We start from the raw sequence: 24,228 nt of genomic DNA, 5'->3' as shown, positions 1-24,228 counted from the left end.
GAACTTCTGTGTGATGCCGAAAGCCCCGGGTACCCGAGGCTTTCACGTATCCGTACGTCACACAGATTTGTGGGGAGGGAACCTCATGAGTATGGGAGGTTGCATCATCCTGGTCGCCGTCGGCGCGATCCTGGCCTTCGCGACCGACTGGCACATGAAGGGTGTCAACCTCGATCTCGTCGGCTGGATCCTCATGGTGGTCGGCCTGATCGGGCTCTTCGTGTTCCGCAGCGTCGGCCGCCGCCGGGGCATGGCCGGCCCGCACCGCACCACCGTGGTCGAGGACGAGCGGGGCCCCCGCATCTGACGGCGCCCGCTCAGGCGTCCATGCCCGCCAGCACCAGCGGCAGCCGGTCCGCGCCGCCCTCGGCGACCCGGACCGGCACGCCCCAGTCCTGCTGATGGACGTGGCAGGCCGGGTACTCGTTGGCAGGGTCGTCGTCGCAGGACGCGGCCATGGCGGAGACGTGCAGCACGCCCTCCGGCACCGCCGGGTCCAGGACCAGCTCACGGGCGAGATCGGTACCAGGACCGTCACCGGCGACGAGCAGCCCGGGCGGCGTCGCCGAGACGAGCAGCCGGGTCGAGGGCCCGTACCGGGTGTCGAGCTTCTGCCCGGCCGGGGCCTGGAAGATGACGTCCAACCGCAGCTTGCCGCCCGCCACTTCGGTGGCGGCACGCTGCGTGCGGTGAGCGACGGACTCGACGCGCACGGCCTCCTCGGGCAGCCGCAGCCGGGTCAGCCGGTGCCGCGCGGACTCGACGACCACGATGTCGTCCCCGATGACCACGGCGTCGCTCGGCTCCCGCAGATCGGTGGCGAGGGTGCTCACCTCGCCGGTCGCCGGGTCGTAGCGGCGCAGCGCGTGGTTGTACGTGTCCGAGACCGCGACCGAGCCGTCGGGCAGCGCCGTGACGCCCAACGGGTGCTGGAACAGGGCCTGTCCGGCGTCGCCGTCCCGGTGCCCGAAGTCGAAGAGCCCGGTGCCGACGGCGGTGTGGACGGCGCCGTCCAGGTCCACGTACCGCAGCGCGGACGTCTCCGAGTCGGCCACCCACAGCCGCTCCTCGGTGGCCGCGAGCCCGGACGGCTGCGCGAACCAGGCCTCGGCGCCGGGCCCGTCGACCAGCCCCTCGTTGGTCGTCCCGGCGGCGACGGCCGCCGTCTCCCGCTCCGGGTCGTAGGTCCACAACTGGTGCACGCCCGCCATGGCGATCCACACCTTCTCCCCGAAGACGGCCACGTCCCACGGCGACGACAGGTCGGTCTCCCGGGCCGGACCGCTGGTCGGCGACCCCTGCCACCACTGCTTGCCCGTGCCCGCGAGGGTGCTGATCGCGCCGGTCGTGAGGTCGACGGCGCGCAGCGCGTGGTTCACGGTGTCGGCGACGACGACGGTGTCCCCGTCGAGGAGGGCGAGCCCCTGCGGCTCGTTGAACGACTCGGGCCCGAAGCCCCGCTCCCCGCTCCCGATCCGCCGCACGACGCTCTCCCCGTCGGCCGCGAGCTCCACCAGCTGATGCCGCGTCGTGTCACTGACCAGGAAGTTCCCCGACGGCAGCAGCAGCGCCTTGCCCGGGAAACGCAGATCGGTGGCGACCGGCTCGGGCGCCACGTACGGCCCGTCACCGCGCCGCAGCGTCCCCTTCGCCGCGTGCTCCGCCTCCAGCTCCTCGACCAGCTTCTCGATGGCGTGCGCGTGCCCCTCACCGGCGTGCTGCGCGACGACGTACCCCTCGGGGTCGATCACGACGAGCGTGGGCCAGGCCCGCACCGCGTACTGCTTCCAGGTCACGAGCTCCGGATCGTCGAGCACCGGGTGCTCCACCCCGTACCGCTCGACGGCGTCGACGACCGCCGCGTGCTCGGCCTCGTGCGCGAACTTCGGCGAGTGCACCCCGATGATCACGACGGTGTCCCGGTGCTTCTCCTCCAGCTCCCGCAGCTCGTCGAGGACGTGCAGACAGTTGATGCAACAAAACGTCCAGAAATCCAACACGACGATGCGTCCGCGCAGGTCGGCGAGGGTGTACTCCGTACCGCCGGTGTTCAGCCAGCCGCCCCGCCCGACCAGCTCGGGGGCGCGGACGCGGGCTCGGCGGGGGGTGGGGGCAGGCACGGAGTCGTTCATGATTCAAGGGTGCCACGTGTGCCCCGAGGCCGAGTCGACGTGGTCCGGTACGGGGCGTGCGCAACCGATTACGGCGTAAACGGGAACACGTCCCTAGGCCGTCCGGTGGTAAGCGCCGCACGGTGGCGCGGTGGCGGGCGGGGTGGTGCGCATGCTGGGCAGCTATGAGCAGCGACACGAGCACCGTCGGCCGGGCGACCGCGTGGGCCTCCGCACGCGTGAAGGGGCTTCAGGAGGAGTTCCCGTTCGTCACGCGGCTGGCGCAGCAGCTGATCGCCGTGAACCTGCTGGACTCCGCGACCCGGCTCGCCGCGCAGACGTTCCTGACGGCGATCCCGATCCTGTTCGTCGTCGCCGCGTTCGCGCCCGCCGGCGTACGGGAGGAGATGCTGGAGTCGGCGCGCGCCTCCCTCGGGCTCGACGGCGACTCGCTCGCCCAGGTGCGGCAGGTGTACGGGAGTGGGGGCAGCGGGGACTCGGCGGTTCGGGACACGTCGGGGGTGGTCGGCGCGCTGGTCATGCTGGCGTCGGCGACCGCGTGCAGCCGCGCGTTGCAGCGGGTGTGCGAGCGGTCGTGGGGGCTGCCGCCGGCCGGGCTGAAGCTGATCGCCTGGCGGTGGGTGGCCTGGCTGTGCGTGTGGCTCGTCGTCGTCATCCTGCAGAACGTGCTGCGCGGCGGCTTCGGCGCGGGCCTGTGGCTGGGCGTCCCGCTGTCGTACGTCGCCAGTGTGCTGCTGTGGTGGTGGACGCAGCACCTGCTGCTCGGCGGGCGGGTGCCGTGGCTGCCGCTGCTGCCGGGCGCGCTGCTCACGGGGGTGGGGGTGGTGTCCCTGTCGTGGGCCTCGCAGCTCTACATGCCGATCACGCTGAACCGTTCGCTGGCCGAGTTCGGGCCGTTCGGGCTGGTCTTCTCGCTGCTGTCGTGGCTGATCGTGCTGTTCACGGTGGTGTGCGTGGGGATCTCCGCGGGGTGCGTCATCGCCCGGGAGCGGCCGGTGGCGCGTCGGCTGCGGACTCCTCCGGCAGGGCGGGCGGCGGCAGCGTAGGGGCGTCGAGGAACTCGATCACGGCGAGCGCGCAGACGGCGACGACCGCGATCCAGAACACCACCGCCGCGGTGGGATAGGACCAGGCGATCAGCACGGCCGCGGCGACGGCGGCGACCGTCAGGTTCAGCCACGTACGCATCCGGTGCACCCACGGGCCGACCGGGCCGAACGTGCCGGAGCCGCCGGTGAACAGCGTGTCCCGTACCGAACCGATCGCGCCGGTCCACGCGCCGCGCACCGCACGCGCCCACCGGCCGGGGCCGCTCAGCCAGGACGCGAGGGCGACGACCGCGCCGACGACGGCGACGACGCGGACGGCCGTGCGCAGGAAGCGGACCAGGGTGTCGTAGACGGCGCCGGCGGCGGGCCGGGAGACGTCGGCGGGCAGGGCGTCCAGGTAGACGGCACGGCCGATCCACAGGGCGAGGCCGAGGACGAGCGCGCCGACGGCGATCGTGAGGGCGGCGGTGATCAGGGCGCGGCGCCTGCGGCGGGCGAGCAGCACCGCGCCCGCGGCCAGCAGCACGACGAGCAGGGGCAGCACCCAGGACAGCAGTTGCAGCAGCCGGAAGCCGGTGCGGGCCTTGGCGAGGGCGCCGGTGGACTGCATGACGGTGATGCTGGTGTGCACCTCGGGGATGTTCCCGGCGACCGTGAGCCCCTGGTCGACGAGGGACTGTTTGACCTTGTCGACGACCGGGGCGAGATCGAGGGTGACCTCGCCGTCCTTGACCTGCACGGCGCCGTCGTCGTGGCCGGTCAGCGCCTTGTCGACGGCCGCGTGGGCGGCGCGGTTGAGCTGGTCCCACACGGTGGCGAAGGCGGAGCTCGACACGAACTTCTCGGTCGTGTTGCGGACCAGGGAGGTGAGGCCGCTGGTCAGGGGGCCGTCGGCGGCACCGAGCGCCTTCTCCAGGAGGGGGCGGTCGTCGGGGGCGACACCGCTCAGCAGGTCCGCGACGTCGATCCGGTCCATGACGGCCGTGGTCACCCGGTTCGCGACGGCGTTCTGCACGTCGGGGTCGTCGGCGAGCGGCGCCATGGTCTGAACGTAGCGGTCGGTGTCGCCGATCAGCGCGTGCGACCAGACGGCGACCACGCCCAGCGGGGTGAGGAGCGCCGCGAGGATCACCAGGACCACGGCGAGGGCCGATTTCGGGCGGGAGCGTCGGCGCTCGGGGCGCTTGGCCTCCAGTTCGCGCACTCGGGCCTTCAGTGCGGCGAGTTCGTCGTCCCTGGTCATGTGAACAGGAGACGTGAAGTGGGCGGGTTTCGCCTGTTGAGCGTCCGCTGCAAACAGAGCGCGGACGCGTCTGCCTGGTCATGAGCAGATGCGTCCGCGGTCTCGTTGTGGTTGCTCGCGCCCACGCGGCGGAGCCGCATATCGACACAGCCCCGCGCCCCTGCGGGGCGCTTACTACTTCAGCGGGCTGCCGAAGAGCGCCTTGGTGTCGGGGGCGCCGAGGTCGGTCGGGTTGAGGGCGATCGAGCCGGTGCCGGTGACGCCGTTCGCGGAGCCCGGGAACGTCCACACGGCGCCGGAGGAGTCGTTCTCGCCGGTGGCGGAGGTGGCCAGGTCGCGGCTGCCGTCGCCGTTCACGTCCAGCAGGGCGCAGTCGGAGCCGAACAGGTCGCCGCTCTCGGCGACGCCGGGCACACCCGCCGAGTTCTGGTTCAGGACGACGGAACCGGTGCCGGTGACGCCGGTCGCCGAGCCGGGCAGCAGCGCGACCGCGCCCGCGTCCGTCAGGCCGCTGAAGTCCTCGCCGGAGATGCCCAGCGCGACATCGGCCTTGCCGTCGCCGGTGACATCGCCGACCGCGACGCAGGAACCGAGGTGGTCGCCGTCCTCCTGGGCGCCGTAGAAGCCGGGCAGGGACTGGTCGAACTCCTGGGTGCGGTCGCCCTTCAGGCCGTCCTTCGTGCCGAACGCGAGGGTCACCTTCTGCATCGTCTCGCCGATGTCGGAGTCCTCGGGGTCGGAGCCGACGACCAGGTCGTCGATGCCGTCGCCGTTCACGTCACCGGCGGCCAGGGCGCCCTGGGTCTCCGGGGCCCAGCCGCGCTTGAAGCCCGCGGCGCTGCCGTACAGGACGGTGTTGTTCCACTGGCCGTCGCCGTTGTAGGAGCGCAGGGCGAGGTCGTCGCGGCCGTCGCCGTTGAGGTCGCCGACGGCCTGGAAGAAGACCGGGCCGGTCGTCGAGTCCGGGCCGTCGACACAGCCGTACTGGTCGTCCACGCAGGTGGCGTCGTCCTTGCCGTAGCCCCACCACTCGGACTTGTCCATGAAGTTCAGCTTCTTGGCGGGGGCGCCCGCCCGGGTGACCGGGCCCTTCCACAGCGCGGCGGCCTGGTGCTCGGGGTCGTCGCCGTAGGAGCCCATCGCGGCGAGCAGCGCCAGGTCGGCCTTGCCGTCGCCGTCGAAGTCGCCGATCTGGGGCGTACGCCCGTACGTGTCGATCGCGGTGCCGCCGGTCAGGCCGGAGGCGGAGCCCCACAGGATGACGGCGCCGGTGGTGGACTTGGTGCTGCCTATGACGAGGTCGCTGTAGCCGTCCCCGTCGAGGTCGCCCTTCGTGACGGAGGCGCCGAAGCCCTCCTTGGCGGCGGCGGAACCGGGGACACCGGCGGTCGAGCGGCTGATCAGCGTCTTGTTGGCGGCCTTGAGGCCGGTCGGCGAGCCGTAGGTCACCGCGACGTAGCCGGCGCCCGCCTTGCCGGAGATGGTGCCGCCCGCGGCGCCGGATACGAGGTCGGCGTAGCCGTCGCCGTTGAAGTCGTCGGCGCGGTCGGCCTTGCCGGCGGTGGCGGCGGACGCCTGCCCCGGAACGAGCGACACAGCGGTGAGGCCGGCTCCGGCGAGAGCGGCGGCCATCAGCGGTGCGGTGAGACGAAGTCGTGCGCGTGCCATGTGAGGAGTTCCTTCGATTGGTCAAGTCGTAAAGTCACGTCCACCTCAAAGGACACAGGCGTTCCACAAATGGTTGCAGCCACCATTGAACTGTCTTGATTCCTACGGGTATTGGGACGCCGCTGCTCCTTTAGGGAACGGGTAGGGGTCCGGGCGGCGGCTTGGGGGCACTCTCGACGTATGCGCTACGAAGTGAGGGAACGGCTCTTCGCCATCGGCGAGGACTACTGGATCGAGGACGAGAACGGCCACAAGGCGTTCCTCGTCGACGGCAAGGCGATGCGGCTGCGCGACACCTTCGAGCTGAAGGGATCCGACGGCCGTGTCCTCATCGACATCCACCAGAAGATGTTCGCGCTGCGCGACACGATGGTGATCGAGCGCGCCGACGAGGAGCTGGCGCGCGTGCGGCGCAAGCGGCTGTCGTTGCTGCGCAACCACTATCGGGTCGAGCTGGCCGACGGTGAGACCGAGCTCGATGTGAGCGGGAAGATCCTGGACCGGGAGTTCGCCGTCGAGTACGAGGGGGAGCTGCTCGCGGAGATCTCGCGGCGGTGGTTGCGGGTGCGCGACACGTACGGGGTGAACGTGATCCGCGAGGACGCCGACCCGGCCCTCCTGATCGCGGTCGCGGTCTGCGTCATCCATCTCGCGGAGAAGGAACGCGGCGACGTGGACTGACATCGCCGGTGCGGCTCCGGTGCGGGCTGGTCGCGCAGTTCCCCGCGCCCCTTTACGGGTTGTCGGTCGTGCGCAGGCCGGTGGCCGCTTCTCGCGCAGTTCCCCGCGCCCCTGAGGCAGGCGCTTCGCGCCGCCTCCCCTTGAGGCTGCGCTCCGCGCACCTCCACCGGCCCGCCCCTGATGGAGACAGCGCACGAAGTGCGCATCTCCAGGGGCGCGGGGAACTGCGCGAGAAGCGGCCACCGGGCCGCAGACGGAGAACTACCCAGGGGCGCGGGGAACTGCGCGAGAAGCCCCACCGGGCCGCAGACGGAGAACTACCCAGGGGCGCGGGGAACTGCGCGACCGGCCACGACGAGGCGCGCGCCCGCGGGCGGACCGCGTCCCGGCAGACGGGCCCGCGCGACCGGTCAGCCCAAGCGCGCCGGCACGTCGAGCCCCAGCACGCGGTCCTTCAGCGCCGGGAACTGTTCCCGCACGGCCCCGACCCGCCCCGGGTCGAACTCCACCCGGAGCACCTCTTCCCCGGCACCGGCCTCGGCCACGACCTCCCCCCACGGGTCCACCACGATGCTGCACCCCGCCTGCGGCACCCCGGCATGCGTCCCGGCACTCCCGCAGGCCAGCACATAGGCCTGATTCTCGACAGCCCGCGCCTGCGCGAGCAGCGTCCAGTGCGCGCGCCGCCGCTCGGGCCACCCGGCGGACACGATCAGCGTCTCGGCGCCGGCTCCGACGAGCCCCCGGTACAGCTCGGGAAAGCGCAGGTCGTAGCAGGTGCTCACCCCGACGACGGTCTCCGGAAGGCGTACCGTCACCAATTCGCGCCCGGCGCTCATCAGCACCGCCTCGCCCTTGTCGAAGCCGAACCGGTGGATCTTGCGATAGGCGGCCGCGAGCTCCCCGTCGGGGGAGAAGACCAGCGCGGTGTTGTACAGCGGCCCGTCGGGGTCTCGCTCCGGGATCGACCCGGCGTGCAGCCATACGCCCGCGTCCCGCGCCGCCTTGGACATCACCTCGAAGGTCGGCCCCTCGAGCGGCTCGGCCTCGGACGCGAACAGCTCATAGGCGAAAGCCCCGGTCGTCCACAACTCGGGGAGCACGACGAGATCCGCGGAACCGGCCTGATCCCGTACCAGTGAACTCACACGTTCCCGGCGCGAGTTGACCGATTCGTCCTCGTTTGCTGCGATCTGGATGAGGGAGGCGCGCACACTACCACCGTCCTGGCATTCGAGCCGTCGGCTAGACGTCAATAACGGCCTACGATCGTCACACGAAAGCACTGCAGGGGTGCCTCGGGGCAGCGTAACTTAGCCTCCCAAGACACCCACGCCGCATGTGCCCGCCGCCCAAGTCACCGCCCGCGTACCAACCGCTCGAGGGGTCCCCTTCCGTGAGTCTCCACCCCAGCCTTCAGTCCTACGCCGACGCCTGGACCCACTCCGTGGAAGCGATATCCGAGCTGGTCACACCGCTCGCTGAGGGTGAGTGGAGCCGGGCGACCCCGTGCCCCGGCTGGTCGGTGCGCGACATCGTCTCGCACGTCATCGGCGTGGACTGCGAGATGCTCGGCGACCCCCGTCCCATCCACACCCTGCCGCGCGACCTCTACCACGTACAGACGGAGGCGCAGCGCTACACGGAGGTCCAGGTCGACGTCCGCCGTCACCACACGGCGCCGGAGATGGCCTCCGAGCTGGAGTACACGATCATCCGTCGGTCCCGGCAGCTGCGGAACGAGAGCCGCGAGCCCGAGACCATCGTGCGCGGCCCGCGCGCGGTGGAGGAGACGCTGGAGTTCGCCCTGCGGCGGCGGGCGTTCGACATCTGGGCGCACGAGCAGGACCTGCGGTGGGCGCTCGGCAAGCCGGGCAATCTCGACTCCCCGGGCGCTTACGTCGCCCGCGACATGCTCCTCGCCGTGCTCCCCAAGATCGTCGCGAAGGACGCGGGCGCCCCGGCGAACTCGGCGGTGGTCTTCGACGTGCACGGCCCGGTGGAGTTCATGCGCACGGTCCGCGTGGACGCCGACGGCAAGGGCACGATCGACGGCGCCCCCTCGCTCGGCCCGGCCGCGACGCTCGCCCTGGACTGGGAGACCTACGTCCGTCTGTCCTGCGGCCGCGTCACCCCCGAGGCGGTGGCGGACCGCATCAAGACAGAGGGCGACACCGACCTGGCCTCAGCCATCCTGCACGCGCTGGTCATCACCCAGTAGCCCGTCCGAAGCCCCCTCCGCCCCGCCTTGGGCAATCTGCCGCCATGGGCGGCAGGGTGGGCAAGGCGGCCCCCAGCGCGGGGCCAGCGCCCATCGGGCCCGCACCCCGACCCCGCCCGGGTCCACCCATGCCCCGCCCCGCCTCAAACGGGCACGTGCACCGACGCCACCCGAGAAGCGACCAACCGCTCCCGCTCGACCCGGGCGGCCCGCTTCCGCAACCGCAGGATCTGGCTCACCCCGACCCCCTGCAACACGAACACGGCGGCGAACGCGATCCGGTAGTTGTCCCCGGTGGCGTCGAGCAGCACGCCCACGGCCAGCAGGGTCGTCATCGAGGCGACGAAGCCGCCCATGTTCACGATCCCGGACCCGGTGCCCTGGCGCTCCGGCGGATTGGCGGGCCGCGCGAAGTCGAAGCCGATCATCGAGGCGGGCCCGCACGCGCCAAGACCCACGCACATCACGAGCAGCAGCCACATCGGCGACTGCCCCGGCCACGCCATGGGCGCCGCCCACAGCACGGCCACGGTGGCGACGGTGCCGAGCGCCAGCGGCAGCCGCGCCGCGTGGTGCCGGGCGACCACCTGCCCGTACACGAGCCCGATGACCATGTTGGAGAGCACGACGAGCGTCAGCAGCTCACCGGCCGTGCCGCGCGACAGGCCCTGCGCCTCCACCAGGAACGGCAGCCCCCACAGCAGCAGGAACACCATCGCCGGGAACTGCGTGGTGAAGTGCACCCACAGGCCGAGCCGGGTCCCCGGCTCCCGCCAGGAGGCGGCGATCTGGGCGCGCACGTACGCGGCGCCCTTGTGCGCCGTCGGCAGCGGCGCGGGCTCGAACCCCTCGGGGTGGTCCTTCAGGAACAGCAGCATCAGGACCAGGACGAGCACGCCGAGGACCGCGCTGCCCGCGAACGCCGTCTCCCAGCCCACCCCGTGCAGCAGCCGGGCGAGCACCAGGGTGGAGACCAGGTTGCCCGCCATGCCGACCAGACCGGCGAGCTGCGCGACCAGCGGACCGCGCCGCGCGGGGAACCAGCGCGTGCCGAGCCGCAGCACGCTGATGAACGTCATGGCGTCGCCGCAGCCGAGCATCGCGCGCGAGGCGAGGGCCATGCCGTACGAGGAGGAGAAGGCGAAGCCGAGCTGTCCGACGGTGAACAGCACCACGCCGAACGTGAGCACCTTCTTGGTGCCGAGCCGGTCGACCATCAGGCCGACGGGTATCTGCATGCCCGCGTACACGAGCAGCTGGAGGATGGAGAACGTCGACAGGGCCGAGGCGTTGATGTGGAAGCGCTCGACGGCGTCGAGTCCCGCCACCCCCAGCGACGTACGGAAGACGACGGCGACGAAGTACACGGCGACGCCGATCGACCACACGACGACGGCCCGCCGGCCGCCGGGCGGATCGCCGGGCAGGGACGGGGCGGCGGAGCTGCTCATCGGTCCTCACCCCGGGCCAGGTCGCGCACGCGCGTGACGTGCCGGCGCACCACCGCGACGGCCGCCTCCATGTCCCCGGCGCGCAGCGCGTCGAGGATCTCCTCGTGCTCGGCGAGGGTCTTCGCCGTGCGGTCCGGGTGGGCCTGCATCACGACGACGCCCATCCGCAGCTGCCGGTCGCGCATCTGGTCGTAGACGCGGGAGAGGATCGCGTTGTTGCCGCTGCGCACGATCTCCGCGTGGAAGCAGCGGTCGGTGGCGGCGGCCTCGGCCAGTTCCCCGGCGGCGACCTGCTCGCGCTGCCGCTCAAGGAGTTCGGTCAGCCGCTCGATGAGGTACGGCGACGCGGGCACGGCCTTGCGCACCGCGTGCTCCTCGACGAGCAGCCGGGTCTCCACGACGTCCGCGATCTCCTGCGCGGAGACGGGCAGCACGAGGGCGCCCTTCTTGGGGTAGAGCCGCAGCAGCCCCTCGACCTCCAGCTTGAGCAGGGCCTCGCGGACCGGCGTGCGGGAGACGCCGACCGCCTCGGCCAGCTCGCCCTCGGTGAGCAACGTCCCTCCCTCGTAGCGGCGTTCGAGCACGGCGCGCTTCACGTGGTCGTAGACGCGCTCCGCGGCGGGCGGGCGTTTTTCGGTGACGGTCGAGGGCATGCGCACATCATAGATACAACACGTACGCAAGCTGACCGTCGTCCACCATGCGGGACAAATGAAGACGCACGAAACAGTGCAACCCTTCACCCGCCTCATTCGTCTCTTGTGTGCGGGCGCCCTATCCCAACGGGCAGCCCCCCAGGGGCATTTGGAGCGTACAAGTTGAATAGACGCATAACGGGCATGGCTGTTCTCGTCGCGGGAACGGTGCTCGCCGGCGGAGTGGTGACCACCTCCGCCCAGGCGGCCACCGCGCCGGCCAAGCCGACCATCGCCGCCAAGGGCGGCTTCGTGATGAACAACGGAACGGGCTCGTCCCTGTTCACCAAGGCCGCGGACACCCGCCGGTCCACCGGCTCCACCACGAAGATCATGACCGCGAAGGTGGTGCTGGCCCAGAAGAACCTGAACCTGGACAGCAAGGTCACGATCCAGAAGGCGTACAGCGACTACATCGTCAAGAACGGCGCGTCGTCGGCCCGCCTGATCGTCGGCGACAAGGTCACCGTCCGCCAGCTGCTCTACGGGCTGATGCTGCCGTCGGGCTGCGACGCGGCGTACGCCCTCGCGGACAAGTTCGGCTCGGGCTCGACGCGCGCGGCGCGCGTGAAGTCGTTCATCGGCAAGATGAACGCCGATGTGAAGAAGCTGGGCCTGAAGAACACCCACTTCGACTCGTTCGACGGCATCGGCAAGGGCTCGAACTACTCGACGCCCCGTGATCTCACGAAGATCGCGAGCAGCGCCATGAAGAACTCGACGTTCCGTACGGTCGTGAAGACCAAGTCGACGAAGCGCAAGGTCACCACCAAGTCCGGTGGCTACCGCTACATGACGTGGACCAACACGAACACCCTGCTGGGTTCGTACTCGGGCGCCATCGGCGTGAAGACCGGCTCCGGCCCGGAGGCGGGCTACTGCCTGGTGTTCGCGGCGACCCGCGGCAGCAAGACGGTGATCGGCACGGTCCTGAAGTCGTCGTCGGTCTCGGCCCGCACGTCGGACGCCAAGAAGCTGATGGACTACGGCTTCAAGAAGTAGGTTCCGCGAGCCAAGCAGGAAGGGGCGCCCCGTCGGACGGGGCGCCCCTTCTGTCGTACCTGCCGGTCTAGGACCAGGTCAGAAGGCGCTTCGGCCGCTCCAGCACGGCCGCCACATCCGCCAGCACCTTGGACCCCAGCTCCCCGTCCACCAGCCGGTGGTCGAAGGACAGCGCCAGCGTCATGACGTGCCGCGGCTTGATCTTGCCCTTGTGCACCCAGGGCTGGAGCTTGATCGCTCCGACGGCGAGGATCGCCGACTCCCCCGGGTTGAGGATGGGCGTCCCGGTGTCGATGCCGAAGACACCGACGTTGGTGATGGTGACGGTGCCGCCCTGCATGGCGCCCGGCGACGTCTTCCCCTCGCGCGCCGTGGCCACCAACTCACCGAGGGCGGACGCCAGTTCGGGCAGCGTCTTGGCGTGGGCGTCCTTGATGTTCGGGACGATCAGCCCGCGGGGCGTGGCGGCGGCGATGCCCAGATTCACGTAGTGCTTCTGGACAATCTCGGCCTTGCCGTCGGTCCCCTCGTCCCACGAGGAGTTGACCTCCGGGTTACGCCGGATCGCGACGAGCAGCGCCTTGGAGATGAGCAGCAGCGGGTTGACCCGCAGACCGGCCATGTCCTTGTCGGACTTCAGCTCCTCGACGAGCTTCATCGTGCGCGTCACGTCGACCGTCACGAACTCGGTGACGTGCGGCGCGGTGAACTTCGAGGCCACCATCGCCTGCGCGGTCGCCTTGCGCACGCCCTTGACCGGGATCCGGGTCTCGCGCACGGAGTCGTACGACGGCGCGGGCGCCACGGCCGGAGCCGCGACGGGAGCGGCGGCCTGCACCGGGACCGGGACCTCGGGAGCGGCGGGCGCGGGCGGCGCGACCGCCGCGTGCACGTCCTCCCGCGTGATGATCCCGTCGGCGCCCGCCGGGATCACGGTGGTCAGGTCGACCCCGAGGTCCTTGGCCAGCTTGCGCACCGGCGGCTTGGCCAGCGGGCGCTGCTCGGTGAGCACGGCCGCCGCCGAGCCGTTGGCGGCCGCGGGGTCCTTGCGGGCACGCCGCTTGGTGGAGGACTCGGCGACGCCGTAACCGACGAGCACGGGCTGCCGGCCACTCGGCTCCTCGGCAGCGGGCTCCTCGGCGGCGACCGGGGCCGCGACCTCTGCCGCCGCCTCGGCCTCACCCTCGGCCTCGCCCTCCGTCCGCACGGAGATGATGACCTGTCCGACGTCGACGGTCGTCCCCTCCGGGAACTTCAGCTCGCCGACCACCCCGTCGAACGGAATGGGCAGCTCGACGGCGGCCTTGGCCGTCTCCACCTCGCACACGACCTGCCCGTCGGTGACGGTGTCACCGGGCTGTACGTACCACTTGAGGATCTCTGCCTCGGTGAGGCCCTCGCCCACGTCGGGCATCTTGAACTCGCGCACCATGACGTTCGACCTCTTCCTCAGTACGCCAGCGAGCGGTCGACGGCGTCGAGCACCCGGTCCAGACCCGGCAGGTACTCCTCCTCCAGACGCGCCGGCGGATACGGCGTGTGGTACCCGCCGACCCGCAGCACGGGCGCCTCCAGGTGGTAGAAGCACCGCTCGGTGATCCGGGCGGCGATCTCCGCGCCGGAGCCCAGGAACACGGGCGCCTCGTGCACGACCACCAGGTGCCGCGTCTTCTCCACCGACTTCTGTACGGCGTCGAAGTCCAGCGGCGAGATGGAGCGCAGGTCCAGGACCTCCAGGGAGGTGCCCTCCTCGGCGGCCGCCGCGGCGGCCTCCAGGCAGACCTTCACCATCGGCCCGTACGCGACGAGAGTGAGGTCGGTGCCCTCGCGGGCGACGACGGCCTTGTGCAGATGGGCCGGGACGGCCTCCGTGTCGACCTCGCCCTTGTCCCAGTAGCGGCGCTTGGGCTCGAAGAAGATCACCGGGTCGTCGCTCTGGATGGCCTGCTGGAGCATCCAGTACGCGTCCGAGGCGTTCGAGGGCGTGACCACCTTCAGGCCCGCCACGTGCGCGAACAGCGCCTCGGGCGACTCACTGTGGTGCTCGACCGCGCCGATGCCGCCGCCGTACGGGATGCGCACGACGACCGGCACCTTGACCTTGCCGAGTGCGCGGGCGTGCATCTTCGCGAGCTGCGTGACGATCTGGTCGTAGGCGGGGAAGACGAACCCGTCGAACTGGATCTCCACGACGGGCCGGTAGCCGCGCAGCGCCATGCCGATCGCGGTGCCGACGATGCCCGACTCGGCGAGCGGGGTGTCGATGACCCGGTCCTCGCCGAAGTCCTTCTGCAGCCCGTCGGTGACCCGGAAGACACCGCCGAGCTTGCCGACGTCCTCGCCCATGACGAGGACCTTCGGGTCGTTCTCCAGCGCCGTGCGCAGGGATTCGTTGATCGCCTTGGCGATCGGAAGCTTCTGTACGCCCATCTCAGGCACCCTCCTCCGCGAACGACGCCTGGTAGGCGGCGAACTGCGCCCGCTCCTCGTCGACGAGCGCGTGCCCGTCCGCGTAGCCGTGCTCGAACATCGCCATCCGGTCCGGGTCCTTCATGCCGCGCACGGCCTCGCGCACCCGCCGGCCGAGCGTCTCGCTCTCGGTCTCCAGGTCCGTGAAGAACTCGGCACCGGTGTCGGTGTGGTTCTCCAGGTAGGCGCGCAGGCGCAGGATCGGGTCCTTCGCCTCCCACGCGACGCGCTCCTCGTCGGCCCGGTACTTCGTCGGGTCGTCGGAGGTGGTGTGCGCGCCCATCCGGTACGTGAACGCCTCGACCAGCGTCGGGCCCTCGCCGTCCCGCGCCCGCTGGAGCGCCCACCGGGTCACGGCGAGGCAGGCCAGGACGTCGTTGCCGTCCACGCGGACGCCCGGGAAGCCGAAGCCCTGCGCGCGCTGGTAGAGCGGCACACGGGTCTGCTTCTCGGTCGGCTCGGAGATCGCCCACTGGTTGTTCTGGCAGAAGAACACGACCGGGGCGTTGTACACGGCGGAGAACGTGAAGGACTCCGCGACGTCGCCCTGGCTGCTGGCGCCGTCACCGAAGTACGCGATCACGGCCGAGTCCGCGCCGTCCTTGGCGATGCCCATCGCATAGCCGGTGGCGTGCAGCGTCTGCGAGCCGATGACGATCGTGTACAGGTGGAAGTTGTTGCTGTTCGGGTCCCAGCCGCCGTTGTTCACGCCGCGGAACATGCCGAGCAGGTTCTCCGGCTCGACCCCGCGGCACCAGGCGACGCCGTGCTCGCGATAGGTCGGGAAGACATAGTCGTCGTCGCGGGTGGCGCGCCCGGAGCCGACCTGGGCGGCCTCCTGGCCGAGCAGCGAGGGCCACAGGCCCAGCTCGCCCTGGCGCTGCAGCGTGACGGCCTCCGCGTCGAAGCGGCGGGCCATCACCATGTCGCGGTACAGGCCGCGCAGGGAGTCGTCGGTGATGTCGGCGACGTACTTGTCGTACGTGGTGTCCTTGACCCGCTCGCCCTCGGGGGTCAGCAGCTGGACCAGGTCCGGCTGTCCCTTGGCTGCTGCGGTCCTCCCGGGGGATTTCTTCGCAGACTTGCTCGCAGCGGACTTGCTCGCGGCAGGCTTGCTCGCCGCGGACTTGCTCGCGGCGGCCCGCTTGCGCGGGGTGCGCGCTGCGCCAGTGCTGGCAGCACTGTCAACGGTCACGTGTGCTCCTCGGTCGGTCCGGCCCCCGGGATTGCCGGATGGCCAGTCGGCTCGGCTCGCCTGATCCGTCCACGCACGGGGTGGGTGCGAGGTTGTCGGAGACAGGCGCGACAAGTGCTCCGGCAAGCACCCTTCACCGAGCACGTTACCCAGTGGGTCACACATCTGCGAAACCCCATCTGACCTGCGATTTTGCTTGGATTTCCAAGTAAGTGCTTGATTGGATTTCCTAGTAATCACATCTCGGACGGGAAGCCCGCAGGTCAACAGCTGTGCGACGGCACCTGGTACCAGCGTGGCAGGGGGCCGGAACACCGGCACGTTATCCCGGTCACCCCTTGGTCATCTAGAGCGCGGCACGAGTCCGTATGTGAGACTTACCCCGTGCGCGAAGACGGAAAAATCAAGGTATTTCTCCTCGACGACCATGAAGTGGTCCGCAGGGGCGTCCATGAGCTGCTCTCCGTGGAGGACGACATCGAGGTCGTCGGCGAGGCGGGTACCGCGGCCGACGCGCTGGTGCGCATCCCCGCCACCCGGCCCGACGTCGCCGTCCTGGACGTGCGGCTGCCGGACGGCAGCGGCGTCGAGGTGTGCCGGGAGATCCGCTCCCAGGACGAGTCGATCAAGTGCCTGATGCTGACGTCGTTCGCGGACGACGAGGCCCTTTTCGACGCGATCATGGCCGGTGCCTCGGGTTATGTCCTCAAGGCCATCCGGGGCAATGAGCTGCTGACGGCCGTACGGGACGTCGCCGCGGGCAAGTCGCTGCTCGACCCCGTCGCCACCGCCCGGGTCCTGGAGCGGCTGCGCGACGGCGGCCGCAGCAAGGAGGACGACCGGCTGTCCGGCCTCACCGACCAGGAGCGCAGGATCCTGGACCTGATCGGCGAGGGCCTGACCAACCGCGTGATCGGCGAGCGCCTCCACCTCGCCGAGAAGACGATCAAGAACTATGTCTCCAGCCTGCTGTCGAAGCTCGGCATGGAGCGCCGCTCCCAGGCGGCCGCGTACGTCGCCCGTCTGCAGGCCGAGAAGCGCTGAGCGCGCTCGCGCCGTCACCGTCCGCTCACCCGGCTGCCCGCCCACACGGGACGTAGGTCCCGTCTCCTCGGGGCGGGCTCCTCTTTTCCGGCGCGGTGTCGGCATCGCATGGTGGTGACATGCCCTCCGAGACGCAGCCGGACCTGGACCGCGGCTTCGAGCTTCTCTCCCGTGTGCCGTACGGGAGAGTCGCCACCAGCATGCGCGCCCTGCCCTTCCTCGCCGCCGCCCGCCACGTCGTGGCCGACGGCCGCCTGCTGCTGCGCATGCACCGGGGATACGACTACCACCAGGCGTGCGTCGGCAGCGTCGTCGCGTACGGCGCGGACAACCTCGGCGCAGAGCGCCCGGGCGACGGGGGTCAGTGGTCGGTGCAGTGCGTCGGCACCTGCGAGCTGGTCGAGCCCAGCACCGCCGAACTCGAACTCTTCGGCTCCGCCCCGCACTTCGCGGACGGCACGGTCTACGACCCGGTCTATCTGCACGTCACCCCGCAGTTCATGACGGTGCACGAGCTGCGGGGCGGGTCCGCCGCGGTGGAGCCTGCGGCCGGGCGGGTGCGGCGGGGCTGAGCGGCCTTCCGGAGAAGGCCGCCTAGCGGGGTCAGGGCGTGGCGGTCGGGGGCGTCGGCGTCGCGCCGCCGTTGCCCGCCGTGTTGCCCTCGGTCGCACCGCCGTCGGTGCCGCCGTCCGTCGTACCGCCGTCGGTCCCGCCGTCGGTCCCGCCGTCCGTGCCACCGTCCGTGCCGCCGTCGGTGCCGCCGCCGCCCGTGTTCTGACCGCCGTCCGTGCCGTCCGTCGGCGAACCGGTGTCGGACGGGGCCTCGCTGGTCGGCTCCCGGGTGGTGGGCGCCTGCGTCGTCGGTTGCTGAGGGGGCTGGTTGGTGTAGTCGTCCGAGTTGCCCGTCCCGGTGTCCTCGGTGGTCGCCTCGTCCGAGGGCTCCTTGGACTTCTTCGTCTCGGACTGGGTCGGCGTCGTCGACTCCTTCGTCTTGCCGCCCCCGCCGCCCCCGCTGTTGCTCATCGCCCAGGCGACGCCGACCGCGATCGCGATCACCGCGAGCACGGCCACGATCCACAGCTTGCCGCGGCCGCCGCCCTTGTTGCCGCCGCCCTCGAAGCCGCCGTCGTCACCCGGCGGGCGCAGCATCGGCTGAGCGGCCGTGTTGTGGTCGCCGGGGTGCTGCATGGCCGTGGTGGCCGCGACGCCCATCGCCGGGGTGCCGCCGCCCTCGTGCATGCCGACCGGGCCCGTGTTCCAGGTGCCGGTGTGGCCGCCCTGCTCGTACAGCATCTGGAGCCCGTACTGGACGAGCCCGCGCATCTCCTCCGCCGTCTGGAACCGGTCGTCCGGGTCCTTGGCGAGGGAGCGCATGACGAGGCCGTCCAGCTCCGGCGGCACCGCGTCCGAGACCTCGGACGGCGGCACGGGGGAGTCCTGGACGTGCTGGTAGACGACCGACAGCGGCGTCTCACCGGTGAACGGGGGCCGCAGCGCGAGCAGTTCGTAGAGCAGGCAGCCCGTCGCGTAGAGGTCCGAGCGGTGGTCGACGGCCTTGCCGAGAGCCTGCTCGGGGGAGAGGTACTGGGGCGTGCCCATGACCATGCCGGTCTGCGTCATGGTCGACTGGGCGCCGTGCAGGGCGCGTGCGATGCCGAAGTCCATCACCTTGACCGCACCGGCGTGGGTGATGATCACGTTCGCGGGCTTGATGTCGCGGTGCACGATGCCGTGCTGGTGCGAGTACGCGAGCGCTTCCAGGACCCCGGAGACGATGATCAGGGCCTGCTCGGGGCCCGGCGCCTCGGCGTTGAGCAGAAGGTCGCGGATGGTGCGGCCCTCGACGATCTCCATGACGATGTACGGAACGGTCGAGCCGTTCACGTAGTCCTCACCGGAGTCGTAGACCGCGACGACCGCGTGGTGGTTCAGGCCGGCGACCGACTGGGCCTCACGCGTGAAGCGGGCCTTGGAGACCGGGTCCTCGGCGAGGTCGGAGCGGAGCAGCTTGACGGCGACGGTACGCCCGAGGCGTACGTCCTCGGCCGCGAACACCTCGGCCATGCCGCCCCGGCCGAGTCTGTGGGTCAGCCGGTACCGGCCGTCCCCGACGAGCCCGCCGTTGCCCCACAGCTCCGGCGCATCTGACATGCCGCCGCCAGTCGCTTCGGGGTCGGACGGGCCCTGAGCGCCTGCCTGTGCCATCGGTCCTCGCCGTCGTTTCTGTCCGTACTGCCGGATTCCTGTATCCCGTCGGAGGACGCGCGGTGGTGAATTACGGTCTCCGTCGCGGCCACGCTACAGGCTCCGGACACCGCCCCGGCCCGAGACGGACCGGACATCAAACCCGTTGCCGTGCACGCCATGCAAATCGTGCGCACCAATTCTGTGCAGGTCCGCCGACCACCGCCTGGCATTACGGTCACGTAACGGGCCATCCCGCCCCGATGGGCGGTGGCCAAGCTCACGCGGAGCGTTCACAGCACGAAAGACGGGTCCGGCCCGCGCTGCTCGCGCGGGCTGGACCCGTCTCTCCGACTCTTTCGTCGTGCGGCCGCCCTACAGGTACGGGCCGCCCGAGCGGCCGCCCGTGCGCGGGTCCTCGTCCTCGTCGCCGCCGACGCCCGGCGGCAGTGCGCGGCGCATCTGCTCCAGCTGGGCGCGGGCCGCCATCTGCTGGGCGAACAGCGTCGTCTGGATGCCGTGGAAGAGGCCCTCCAGCCAGCCCACCAGCTGGGCCTGCGCGATGCGCAGCTCGGCGTCGGTCGGCGTCGCGTCGTCCGTGAAGGGCAGGGAGAGCCGCTCCAGCTCCTCGACGAGCTCGGGGGCGAGCCCGTCCTCCAGTTCCTTGACGGAGCTGGCGTGGATCTCCTTGAGCCGCTGCCGGCTCGCCTCGTCCAGCGGAGCCACGCGCACTTCTTCGAGCAGCTGCTTGATCATGCTGCCGATCCGCATCACCTTCGCGGGCTGTTCCACCATCTCCGTCACCGGGACCTCGCGGGAGCCGTCGTCTCCACCGCCGCCCAGAGCCATTCCGTCCTGGCCAACGACCAAGATCTGCGGGTTCTCCGGCGACTGTTCGTTCCTCGGCATCTCCATGCCGCCATTCTCTCGCACCGAGCACTCTCATGACCGTGGTGCCCCCTATACCGGCTGATCCACCGTCCGGCCGGGCCCTAAATCCGGCGTGCCCGTTTAATCCAGCTATGTGAGGCTTATCGCAGGCATCGGGTGATCGGACCCCCGCAGTGGGCCGATCCCCGCACGCGCGGCGGAAGGGGCAGGGCATGCGGCGGCTTCGGTGGGCGGCTGGCGCGCTGGCCGTTCTGTTCACGCTGCCGCTGTTCGTGGGGGGCGGCCCGGTCTCGTACGCGGCTGTCGTCCCGCTCCGGTCCGCGGCTCCGATCTCGTACGCGGCCGAGCCCTCGCCGCACGGGTCCCTCGCGGGCAGCCGGGCGGGCGTGGGCCGTACGCCGCCGGGGCGGGAGCTGCCCGCGCCGGACGAGTCCGAGACCGCGGCGCCGCCGCCCGCCTCCGAACCGGCCGCGACCCCCGAGCCGCGCGAGACCGAGCGGCCCTCCGCCGCACGGCAGTCCGTCGTGCAGCGGGGACTCGGCGGGCCGCTCGCCGACGTACTGCCGCTGGGAGCGGGGCTGCTGCTGACCGGGCTCGGGCTCGGCTTCCTGGCGCTACGACTGCGCCGCTGACCGGGCCCGGACCCGGGTGACCGGCAGGGGCTACGCGTTCGTCAGCAGCACCTTGCCGATGTGGCCCGACTCCTCCAGGACCCGGTGGCCCTGCGCGGCGTCGCTCATCGGCAGCCTGCTGTCCACGATCGGGCGCACATGGCCGCCCTCGATCAGCGGCCACACGTGCTCGCGCACCGCCGCGACGACGGCCGCCTTCTCGGCGAGCGGGCGGGCCCGCAGCGTGGTCGCCGTGATGGCACCGCGCTTGCCGAGCAGCGCCGCGATGTTCAGCTCGCCCTGGACCCCGCCCTGCATGCCGATGATGGCGAGCCGGCCGTTGACGGCGAGGGCGTCGACGTTGCGGTTCAGGTACTTGGCGCCCATGTTGTCGAGGATGACGTCCGCGCCGGCGCCGTCCGTGGCGCTCTTGATCTCCTCGACGAAGTCCTGCTCGCGGTAGTTCACCAGGATGTCCGCGCCCAGCTCGGCACAGAAGTCCAGCTTCTCCTTGGTGCCCGCGGTCACCGCGACCTTGGCGCCGACGGCCTTCGCCAGCTGGATCGCCATCGTGCCGATGCCGCTGGACCCGCCGTGCACCAGGAAGGTCTCCCCCGGACGCAGGTGGGCGATCATGAAGACGTTCGACCAGACGGTGCAGGTCACCTCGGGCAGCGCGGCGGCCGTGACGAGGTCGATGCCGCGGGGCACCGGCAGCAGCTGCCCGGCGGGCACGACGACCTTCTCGGCGTAGCCGCCGCCGACCAGCAGCGCGCACACCTCGTCGCCGACCGACCAGCCCGAGACCCCGGGCCCGAGCGCGGCGATCCGCCCCGCGCACTCCAGACCGGGGTACGGGGACGAACCGGGCGGCGGGCTGTAGAAGCCCTGCCGCTGGAGCAGATCGGCGCGGTTGACGGCGCTGGAGACGACCTCGACGAGGACTTCCCCCTCGCCGGGCACGGGGTCGGGGACCTCCGTCCAGACGAGCGCCTCGGGTCCGCCGGGTTCCGGAATCGTGATCGCATACATGGCCGCGAGGCTACTCCCGGTGCCCTGGGGAAGCGGCTAGGTGTCGGGCCTACGGCAGCGGCTTCGTGTCGGGCACCACCTGGCGGGTGGGCGTGACGCGCGCGATGGTGATCAGCCGGTCGGTGAGCTGGAGGGTGCCGACCGCCGGATCGTCGTAGCCGAGCATGCGGTGTCCGCGGACGACGCTGACCACGAGGTCGTCGGTGTCGCGCGGCTTGAGCCCGACCTCGGGCTTGGTCACCGTCCGCTCGACCAGGTCGAGGCCGCTGCCCTTCTGGATCAGGTCCTCCATGACCATGCCCGCGTGCGGGCTGAGCACGGACAGGCCGAGCAGACGGCCCGCCGCGCTGGCGCTGGTGATGACGGCGTCGGCGCCCGACTGGCGCAGCAGCGGCGCGTTCTCCTCCTCGCGGACACAGGCGACGATCTTCGCGGCACGGTTCAGCTGCCGAGCCGTCAGCGTCACCAGGACCGCGGTGTCGTCGCGCTGGGTGGCGACGATGATCTTCCGGGCCCGCTGCACCTCGGCGCGGAGCAGCACGCTGCTGCGGGTCGCGTCCCCCGTGACCCCCGCGTAGCCGAGGGCGGTGGCGGCCTCGATGGCCTTGGCGCTGGGGTCGACGACCACGACCTGCTCGGGCTTCAGACCGGTGGCGCAGACCGTCTCCACGGCGCTGCGGCCCTTGGTTCCGAAGCCGACGACGACGACGTGGTCACGCAAGGTGGACCTCCAGCGGTTCAGACGCCATTCCTCCCGGGTCCGTTCGGTGAGGACTTCCAGCGTGGTGCCGACCAGGATGATCAGGAAGAGCACACGCAGCGGCGTGATGATGAAGATGTTGATGAGACGGGCGAAGTCACTGACCGGCACGATGTCGCCGTAGCCGGTGGTGGAGAGGGTGACGGTCGCGTAGTAGAAGGAGTCGAGCAGGTCGACCACGCCGTCGGACGTGTCGTTGTAGCCGCCGCTGTCGCCCCACACGATCAGCGCGGTGGCCACGAGGACGCTCAGCGCCATCAGGACACGGCGGGCGACCTGGCGCAGCGGCCGCTCGACGATCCGCCGGGGCAGTTTCACCCGGTAGGTCGTCGTACGCTCGTCCGCTTGGCGCGCCATGGCGTCATGGCCGGCCAGTTTCACGTGAAACACCCTTCTTCTGCGCGCGAGTTGAGAGCCCCGGTGGGCCGGGGTCCGACCGTGCGGACCCCGGCCGCGCGGGGCTCGGTTATGTGGGAGTGGGCGGTGCGGGGCTCGGCGGTCATCGTGACCCCCAGGACCAGGGCAGGTCGAGGATCTCGACCTCCTGGCCCTCCTTGGCGCCGCCCGGCGGGATCACCGCGAGGGCGTCGGCGGCGGCGATGCCGCGCAGCATGGCCGGGCCGTTGTAGCGCAGCGGCACCGCCCAGTCGTGCCCGCTGCCCTCGTCCTGGCGTACGACGACCGGGACCAGGCGGGTGTCGCCCGGGTGCCCGTGGACGGCGGTGTGCAGCGGAGAGCTGTACGGCTCCGTGTGCCCGGCCCGGCCGGACAGCTCCCGCAGCAGCGGTTCGGCGAGCGTGAGCAGCCCGGAGACGGCCGCGAGGGGGTTGCCGGGCAGGCCGACGAGGTGCTGCCCCTCCTTGAGGCGGGCGAGCAGCATCGGGTGGCCGGGGCGGACCGCGACACCGTTCACGAGGAGCTCGGCGTCGACGGCGCGCAGGGTCGGGTGGACGTGGTCGACCGGGCCCGAGGCCGTGCCGCCGGTCGTGACGACGAGGTCGGCGGTGGACTTCCGTACCGCCCTGAGCACCGCCTTCGCGTCGTCGCCGAGCCTGCGCACGGCCGTGACCTCGACACCGAGCGCGCGCAGCCAGTGCGGCAGCATCGGTCCGAGCGCGTCCCGGATCAGACCCTCGCGGGGCCGCCCCGAGGTCAGCAGCTCATCGCCCAGGACGAGCACCTCGACCCGGGGACGGGGCACGACGACCAGCTCGTCGTAACCGGCGGCGGCCGCCAGGCCCAGCACCGCCGGGGTGACGACGGCGCCCGCGGGCAGCAGCAGTTCGCCGCTGCGGCACTCCTGGCCGCGCGGACGGATGTCCTGCCCGTGCCGGACGTCGCGCAGCGGGTGCAGTCGGCCCTGCGCGTCGAGATGCCCGTGCTCGGAGCGGATGACGGCGGTGGTGTCCGGCGGGATCCGGGCGCCGGTCGCGATCGCCGCCGCCTCCCCGTCGGAGAGCACCGGCGGCAGATCGTGCCCGGCGAGAATCCCCTCGTCACGGACGTCCCAGGGACCCGGCCCGGCCACGACCCAGCCGTCCATGGCGGACGTGTCGAAGGACGGCAGGTCGGTCAGCGCGGTGAGCGACGCGGCGAGGACGAGACCGAGTGCCTCGTCGAGCGGGACGCGGACGGCGCCCGGCGGGACGCGCACGGGCTCGGGTCCGCTTTCCTCGGCCGCCGCGGGCTCCACCGCAGGCGGCGGTGGCGGGGCGGGCGCGGGGAACGGGAGCCCGGGGAGCGGCAGTTGGTTCTCGTCCACGGGGACGGGAGCGACGGCATCGAGCGCGTCGACGGCACTGGCCGCGACGCGGAATGCTGTTGCGGCGGGATCCGTCGCACGGGGTTGGGTCGTACCGGGTGCGGTCGTACCGGGTGCGGTCGTACGGGGATGGGGGGC

Annotated in this window: 22 protein-coding genes; 8 read left to right on the top strand and 14 right to left on the bottom strand. The window is 71.4% G+C overall.

Features of this window, described 5'->3' with window-relative positions:
• Positions 1-85 precede the first annotated feature (85 nt).
• A complete protein-coding gene (locus tag ACFVDP_RS36765; RefSeq protein ID WP_383499616.1) occupies positions 86-307 on the top strand; it encodes a DUF6458 family protein in 222 nt (73 codons plus the stop codon).
• A 10-nt stretch (positions 308-317) separates the two neighbouring features.
• Here the strand turns inward: ACFVDP_RS36765 and ACFVDP_RS36760 are convergent, their stop codons facing one another.
• Positions 318-2,132 carry an NHL domain-containing thioredoxin family protein gene (locus tag ACFVDP_RS36760; protein WP_383499613.1) on the bottom strand — a complete coding sequence of 605 codons (1,815 nt, stop codon included), beginning with the start codon at positions 2,130-2,132 and terminating at the stop codon, positions 318-320.
• Positions 2,133-2,296: 164 nt separating this feature from the next.
• Between ACFVDP_RS36760 and ACFVDP_RS36755 the strand changes: the two genes are divergently transcribed.
• Complete coding sequence (locus ACFVDP_RS36755) at positions 2,297-3,178, top strand: YhjD/YihY/BrkB family envelope integrity protein (protein WP_383499608.1); 882 nt, start codon at positions 2,297-2,299, stop codon at positions 3,176-3,178.
• Here ACFVDP_RS36755 and ACFVDP_RS36750 read toward each other — a convergent pair.
• Both ACFVDP_RS36750 and ACFVDP_RS36745 read right to left on the bottom strand, forming a co-directional pair.
• The gene (locus ACFVDP_RS36750; RefSeq protein ID WP_383499605.1) at positions 3,108-4,424 is read right to left on the bottom strand and encodes a hypothetical protein; all 1,317 of its coding nucleotides are present in this window, start codon (positions 4,422-4,424) and stop codon (positions 3,108-3,110) included. The genes ACFVDP_RS36755 and ACFVDP_RS36750 overlap by 71 nt on opposite strands.
• Before the next feature lie 174 nt (positions 4,425-4,598).
• A complete protein-coding gene (locus tag ACFVDP_RS36745) occupies positions 4,599-6,092 on the bottom strand; it encodes an FG-GAP-like repeat-containing protein (protein ID WP_383499601.1) in 1,494 nt (497 codons plus the stop codon).
• Between the two features lie 180 nt (positions 6,093-6,272).
• On the opposite strand from ACFVDP_RS36745, the gene ACFVDP_RS36740 reads away from it, so the two are divergent.
• Positions 6,273-6,773 carry an LURP-one-related/scramblase family protein gene (locus ACFVDP_RS36740; protein ID WP_383499598.1) on the top strand — a complete coding sequence of 167 codons (501 nt, stop codon included), beginning with the start codon at positions 6,273-6,275 and terminating at the stop codon, positions 6,771-6,773.
• Positions 6,774-7,183: 410 nt separating this feature from the next.
• Here ACFVDP_RS36740 and ACFVDP_RS36735 read toward each other — a convergent pair whose 3' ends face one another.
• Positions 7,184-7,987, bottom strand: a complete 804-nt coding sequence (locus ACFVDP_RS36735; RefSeq protein WP_383499595.1) for a carbon-nitrogen family hydrolase — start codon at positions 7,985-7,987, stop codon at positions 7,184-7,186.
• A gap of 182 nt (positions 7,988-8,169) precedes the next feature.
• Here ACFVDP_RS36735 and ACFVDP_RS36730 point away from each other — a divergent pair, with 182 nt between their 5' ends.
• Positions 8,170-8,994 (top strand): maleylpyruvate isomerase family mycothiol-dependent enzyme, encoded by an 825-nt coding sequence (locus tag ACFVDP_RS36730; protein ID WP_383499592.1) that lies wholly within the window; start codon positions 8,170-8,172, stop codon positions 8,992-8,994.
• A gap of 143 nt (positions 8,995-9,137) precedes the next feature.
• Here ACFVDP_RS36730 and ACFVDP_RS36725 read toward each other — a convergent pair whose 3' ends face one another.
• Both ACFVDP_RS36725 and ACFVDP_RS36720 read right to left on the bottom strand, forming a co-directional pair.
• The gene (locus ACFVDP_RS36725) at positions 9,138-10,445 is read right to left on the bottom strand and encodes a nitrate/nitrite transporter (RefSeq protein ID WP_383499590.1); all 1,308 of its coding nucleotides are present in this window, start codon (positions 10,443-10,445) and stop codon (positions 9,138-9,140) included.
• Positions 10,442-11,098 (bottom strand): GntR family transcriptional regulator, encoded by a 657-nt coding sequence (locus tag ACFVDP_RS36720; RefSeq protein WP_383499587.1) that lies wholly within the window; start codon positions 11,096-11,098, stop codon positions 10,442-10,444. Before ACFVDP_RS36720 ends, ACFVDP_RS36725 begins: the two co-directional genes overlap by 4 nt.
• Before the next feature lie 186 nt (positions 11,099-11,284).
• On the opposite strand from ACFVDP_RS36720, the gene ACFVDP_RS36715 reads away from it, so the two are divergent.
• Positions 11,285-12,142 carry a D-alanyl-D-alanine carboxypeptidase family protein gene (locus ACFVDP_RS36715; protein ID WP_383499584.1) on the top strand — a complete coding sequence of 286 codons (858 nt, stop codon included), beginning with the start codon at positions 11,285-11,287 and terminating at the stop codon, positions 12,140-12,142.
• A 67-nt stretch (positions 12,143-12,209) separates the two neighbouring features.
• Here ACFVDP_RS36715 and ACFVDP_RS36710 read toward each other — a convergent pair whose 3' ends face one another.
• Genes ACFVDP_RS36710 through pdhA form a run of 3 tightly spaced genes read right to left on the bottom strand, consistent with a single transcriptional unit; the run spans position 12,210 to position 15,806 of the window.
• Positions 12,210-13,574, bottom strand: a complete 1,365-nt coding sequence (locus tag ACFVDP_RS36710) for a dihydrolipoamide acetyltransferase family protein (RefSeq protein WP_383499581.1) — start codon at positions 13,572-13,574, stop codon at positions 12,210-12,212.
• A 17-nt stretch (positions 13,575-13,591) separates the two neighbouring features.
• Positions 13,592-14,572, bottom strand: coding sequence for an alpha-ketoacid dehydrogenase subunit beta (locus ACFVDP_RS36705; protein WP_383499578.1), 981 nt, complete (start codon positions 14,570-14,572; stop codon positions 13,592-13,594).
• Between the two features lies 1 nt (position 14,573).
• Positions 14,574-15,806, bottom strand: coding sequence for a pyruvate dehydrogenase (acetyl-transferring) E1 component subunit alpha (gene pdhA / locus ACFVDP_RS36700; protein WP_383499575.1), 1,233 nt, complete (start codon positions 15,804-15,806; stop codon positions 14,574-14,576).
• Between the two features lie 384 nt (positions 15,807-16,190).
• Here pdhA and ACFVDP_RS36695 point away from each other — a divergent pair, with 384 nt between their 5' ends.
• Both ACFVDP_RS36695 and ACFVDP_RS36690 read left to right on the top strand, forming a co-directional pair.
• Positions 16,191-16,850 (top strand): response regulator, encoded by a 660-nt coding sequence (locus ACFVDP_RS36695; protein ID WP_383499572.1) that lies wholly within the window; start codon positions 16,191-16,193, stop codon positions 16,848-16,850.
• Between the two features lie 119 nt (positions 16,851-16,969).
• On the top strand, positions 16,970-17,422 hold the full coding sequence (locus tag ACFVDP_RS36690; protein WP_383499567.1) for a pyridoxamine 5'-phosphate oxidase family protein: 453 nt from the start codon (positions 16,970-16,972) through the stop codon (positions 17,420-17,422).
• 31 nt (positions 17,423-17,453) lie between these two features.
• Here the strand turns inward: ACFVDP_RS36690 and ACFVDP_RS36685 are convergent, their stop codons facing one another.
• Both ACFVDP_RS36685 and ACFVDP_RS36680 read right to left on the bottom strand, forming a co-directional pair.
• Entirely contained in the window at positions 17,454-19,055 is a 1,602-nt protein-coding gene (locus ACFVDP_RS36685) for a protein kinase (RefSeq protein ID WP_383499564.1), read from the bottom strand.
• A gap of 354 nt (positions 19,056-19,409) precedes the next feature.
• The gene (locus ACFVDP_RS36680; RefSeq protein WP_383499561.1) at positions 19,410-19,949 is read right to left on the bottom strand and encodes a bacterial proteasome activator family protein; all 540 of its coding nucleotides are present in this window, start codon (positions 19,947-19,949) and stop codon (positions 19,410-19,412) included.
• Positions 19,950-20,137: 188 nt separating this feature from the next.
• Here ACFVDP_RS36680 and ACFVDP_RS36675 point away from each other — a divergent pair, with 188 nt between their 5' ends.
• Entirely contained in the window at positions 20,138-20,557 is a 420-nt protein-coding gene (locus ACFVDP_RS36675) for a hypothetical protein (protein ID WP_383499558.1), read from the top strand.
• Between the two features lie 30 nt (positions 20,558-20,587).
• Here ACFVDP_RS36675 and ACFVDP_RS36670 read toward each other — a convergent pair whose 3' ends face one another.
• From ACFVDP_RS36670 to ACFVDP_RS36660, 3 genes are all read right to left on the bottom strand, one after another.
• A complete protein-coding gene (locus tag ACFVDP_RS36670) occupies positions 20,588-21,568 on the bottom strand; it encodes an NAD(P)H-quinone oxidoreductase (RefSeq protein WP_383499556.1) in 981 nt (326 codons plus the stop codon).
• Positions 21,569-21,617: 49 nt separating this feature from the next.
• A complete protein-coding gene (locus ACFVDP_RS36665) occupies positions 21,618-22,709 on the bottom strand; it encodes a potassium channel family protein (protein ID WP_383499553.1) in 1,092 nt (363 codons plus the stop codon).
• A 118-nt stretch (positions 22,710-22,827) separates the two neighbouring features.
• Positions 22,828-24,228: molybdopterin molybdotransferase MoeA (locus ACFVDP_RS36660; RefSeq protein ID WP_383499550.1), on the bottom strand; the 1,401-nt coding region annotated here is incomplete at its 5' end.

Source organism: Streptomyces sp. NPDC057694, from assembly GCF_042799415.1.
Classification (GTDB): domain Bacteria; phylum Actinomycetota; class Actinomycetes; order Streptomycetales; family Streptomycetaceae; genus Streptomyces.
This window is presented reverse-complemented; position numbering and strand designations above follow the sequence as displayed.

Excerpts from the sequence above, each read along its gene's own strand:
- ACFVDP_RS36765 (WP_383499616.1), top strand. The coding sequence starts at position 86 with ATGAGTATGGGAGGTTGCATCATCCTGGTCGCCGTCGGCGCGATCCTG.
- ACFVDP_RS36760 (WP_383499613.1), bottom strand. The coding sequence starts at position 2,132 with ATGAACGACTCCGTGCCTGCCCCCACCCCCCGCCGAGCCCGCGTCCGC.
- ACFVDP_RS36755 (WP_383499608.1), top strand. The coding sequence starts at position 2,297 with ATGAGCAGCGACACGAGCACCGTCGGCCGGGCGACCGCGTGGGCCTCC.
- ACFVDP_RS36750 (WP_383499605.1), bottom strand. The coding sequence starts at position 4,424 with ATGACCAGGGACGACGAACTCGCCGCACTGAAGGCCCGAGTGCGCGAA.
- ACFVDP_RS36745 (WP_383499601.1), bottom strand. The coding sequence starts at position 6,092 with ATGGCACGCGCACGACTTCGTCTCACCGCACCGCTGATGGCCGCCGCT.
- ACFVDP_RS36740 (WP_383499598.1), top strand. The coding sequence starts at position 6,273 with ATGCGCTACGAAGTGAGGGAACGGCTCTTCGCCATCGGCGAGGACTAC.
- ACFVDP_RS36725 (WP_383499590.1), bottom strand. The coding sequence starts at position 10,445 with ATGAGCAGCTCCGCCGCCCCGTCCCTGCCCGGCGATCCGCCCGGCGGC.
- ACFVDP_RS36720 (WP_383499587.1), bottom strand. The coding sequence starts at position 11,098 with ATGCCCTCGACCGTCACCGAAAAACGCCCGCCCGCCGCGGAGCGCGTC.
- ACFVDP_RS36715 (WP_383499584.1), top strand. The coding sequence starts at position 11,285 with ATGGCTGTTCTCGTCGCGGGAACGGTGCTCGCCGGCGGAGTGGTGACC.
- ACFVDP_RS36710 (WP_383499581.1), bottom strand. The coding sequence starts at position 13,574 with ATGGTGCGCGAGTTCAAGATGCCCGACGTGGGCGAGGGCCTCACCGAG.
- ACFVDP_RS36705 (WP_383499578.1), bottom strand. The coding sequence starts at position 14,572 with ATGGGCGTACAGAAGCTTCCGATCGCCAAGGCGATCAACGAATCCCTG.
- ACFVDP_RS36690 (WP_383499567.1), top strand. The coding sequence starts at position 16,970 with ATGCCCTCCGAGACGCAGCCGGACCTGGACCGCGGCTTCGAGCTTCTC.
- ACFVDP_RS36685 (WP_383499564.1), bottom strand. The coding sequence starts at position 19,055 with ATGGCACAGGCAGGCGCTCAGGGCCCGTCCGACCCCGAAGCGACTGGC.
- ACFVDP_RS36680 (WP_383499561.1), bottom strand. The coding sequence starts at position 19,949 with ATGGAGATGCCGAGGAACGAACAGTCGCCGGAGAACCCGCAGATCTTG.
- ACFVDP_RS36675 (WP_383499558.1), top strand. The coding sequence starts at position 20,138 with ATGCGGCGGCTTCGGTGGGCGGCTGGCGCGCTGGCCGTTCTGTTCACG.
- ACFVDP_RS36670 (WP_383499556.1), bottom strand. The coding sequence starts at position 21,568 with ATGTATGCGATCACGATTCCGGAACCCGGCGGACCCGAGGCGCTCGTC.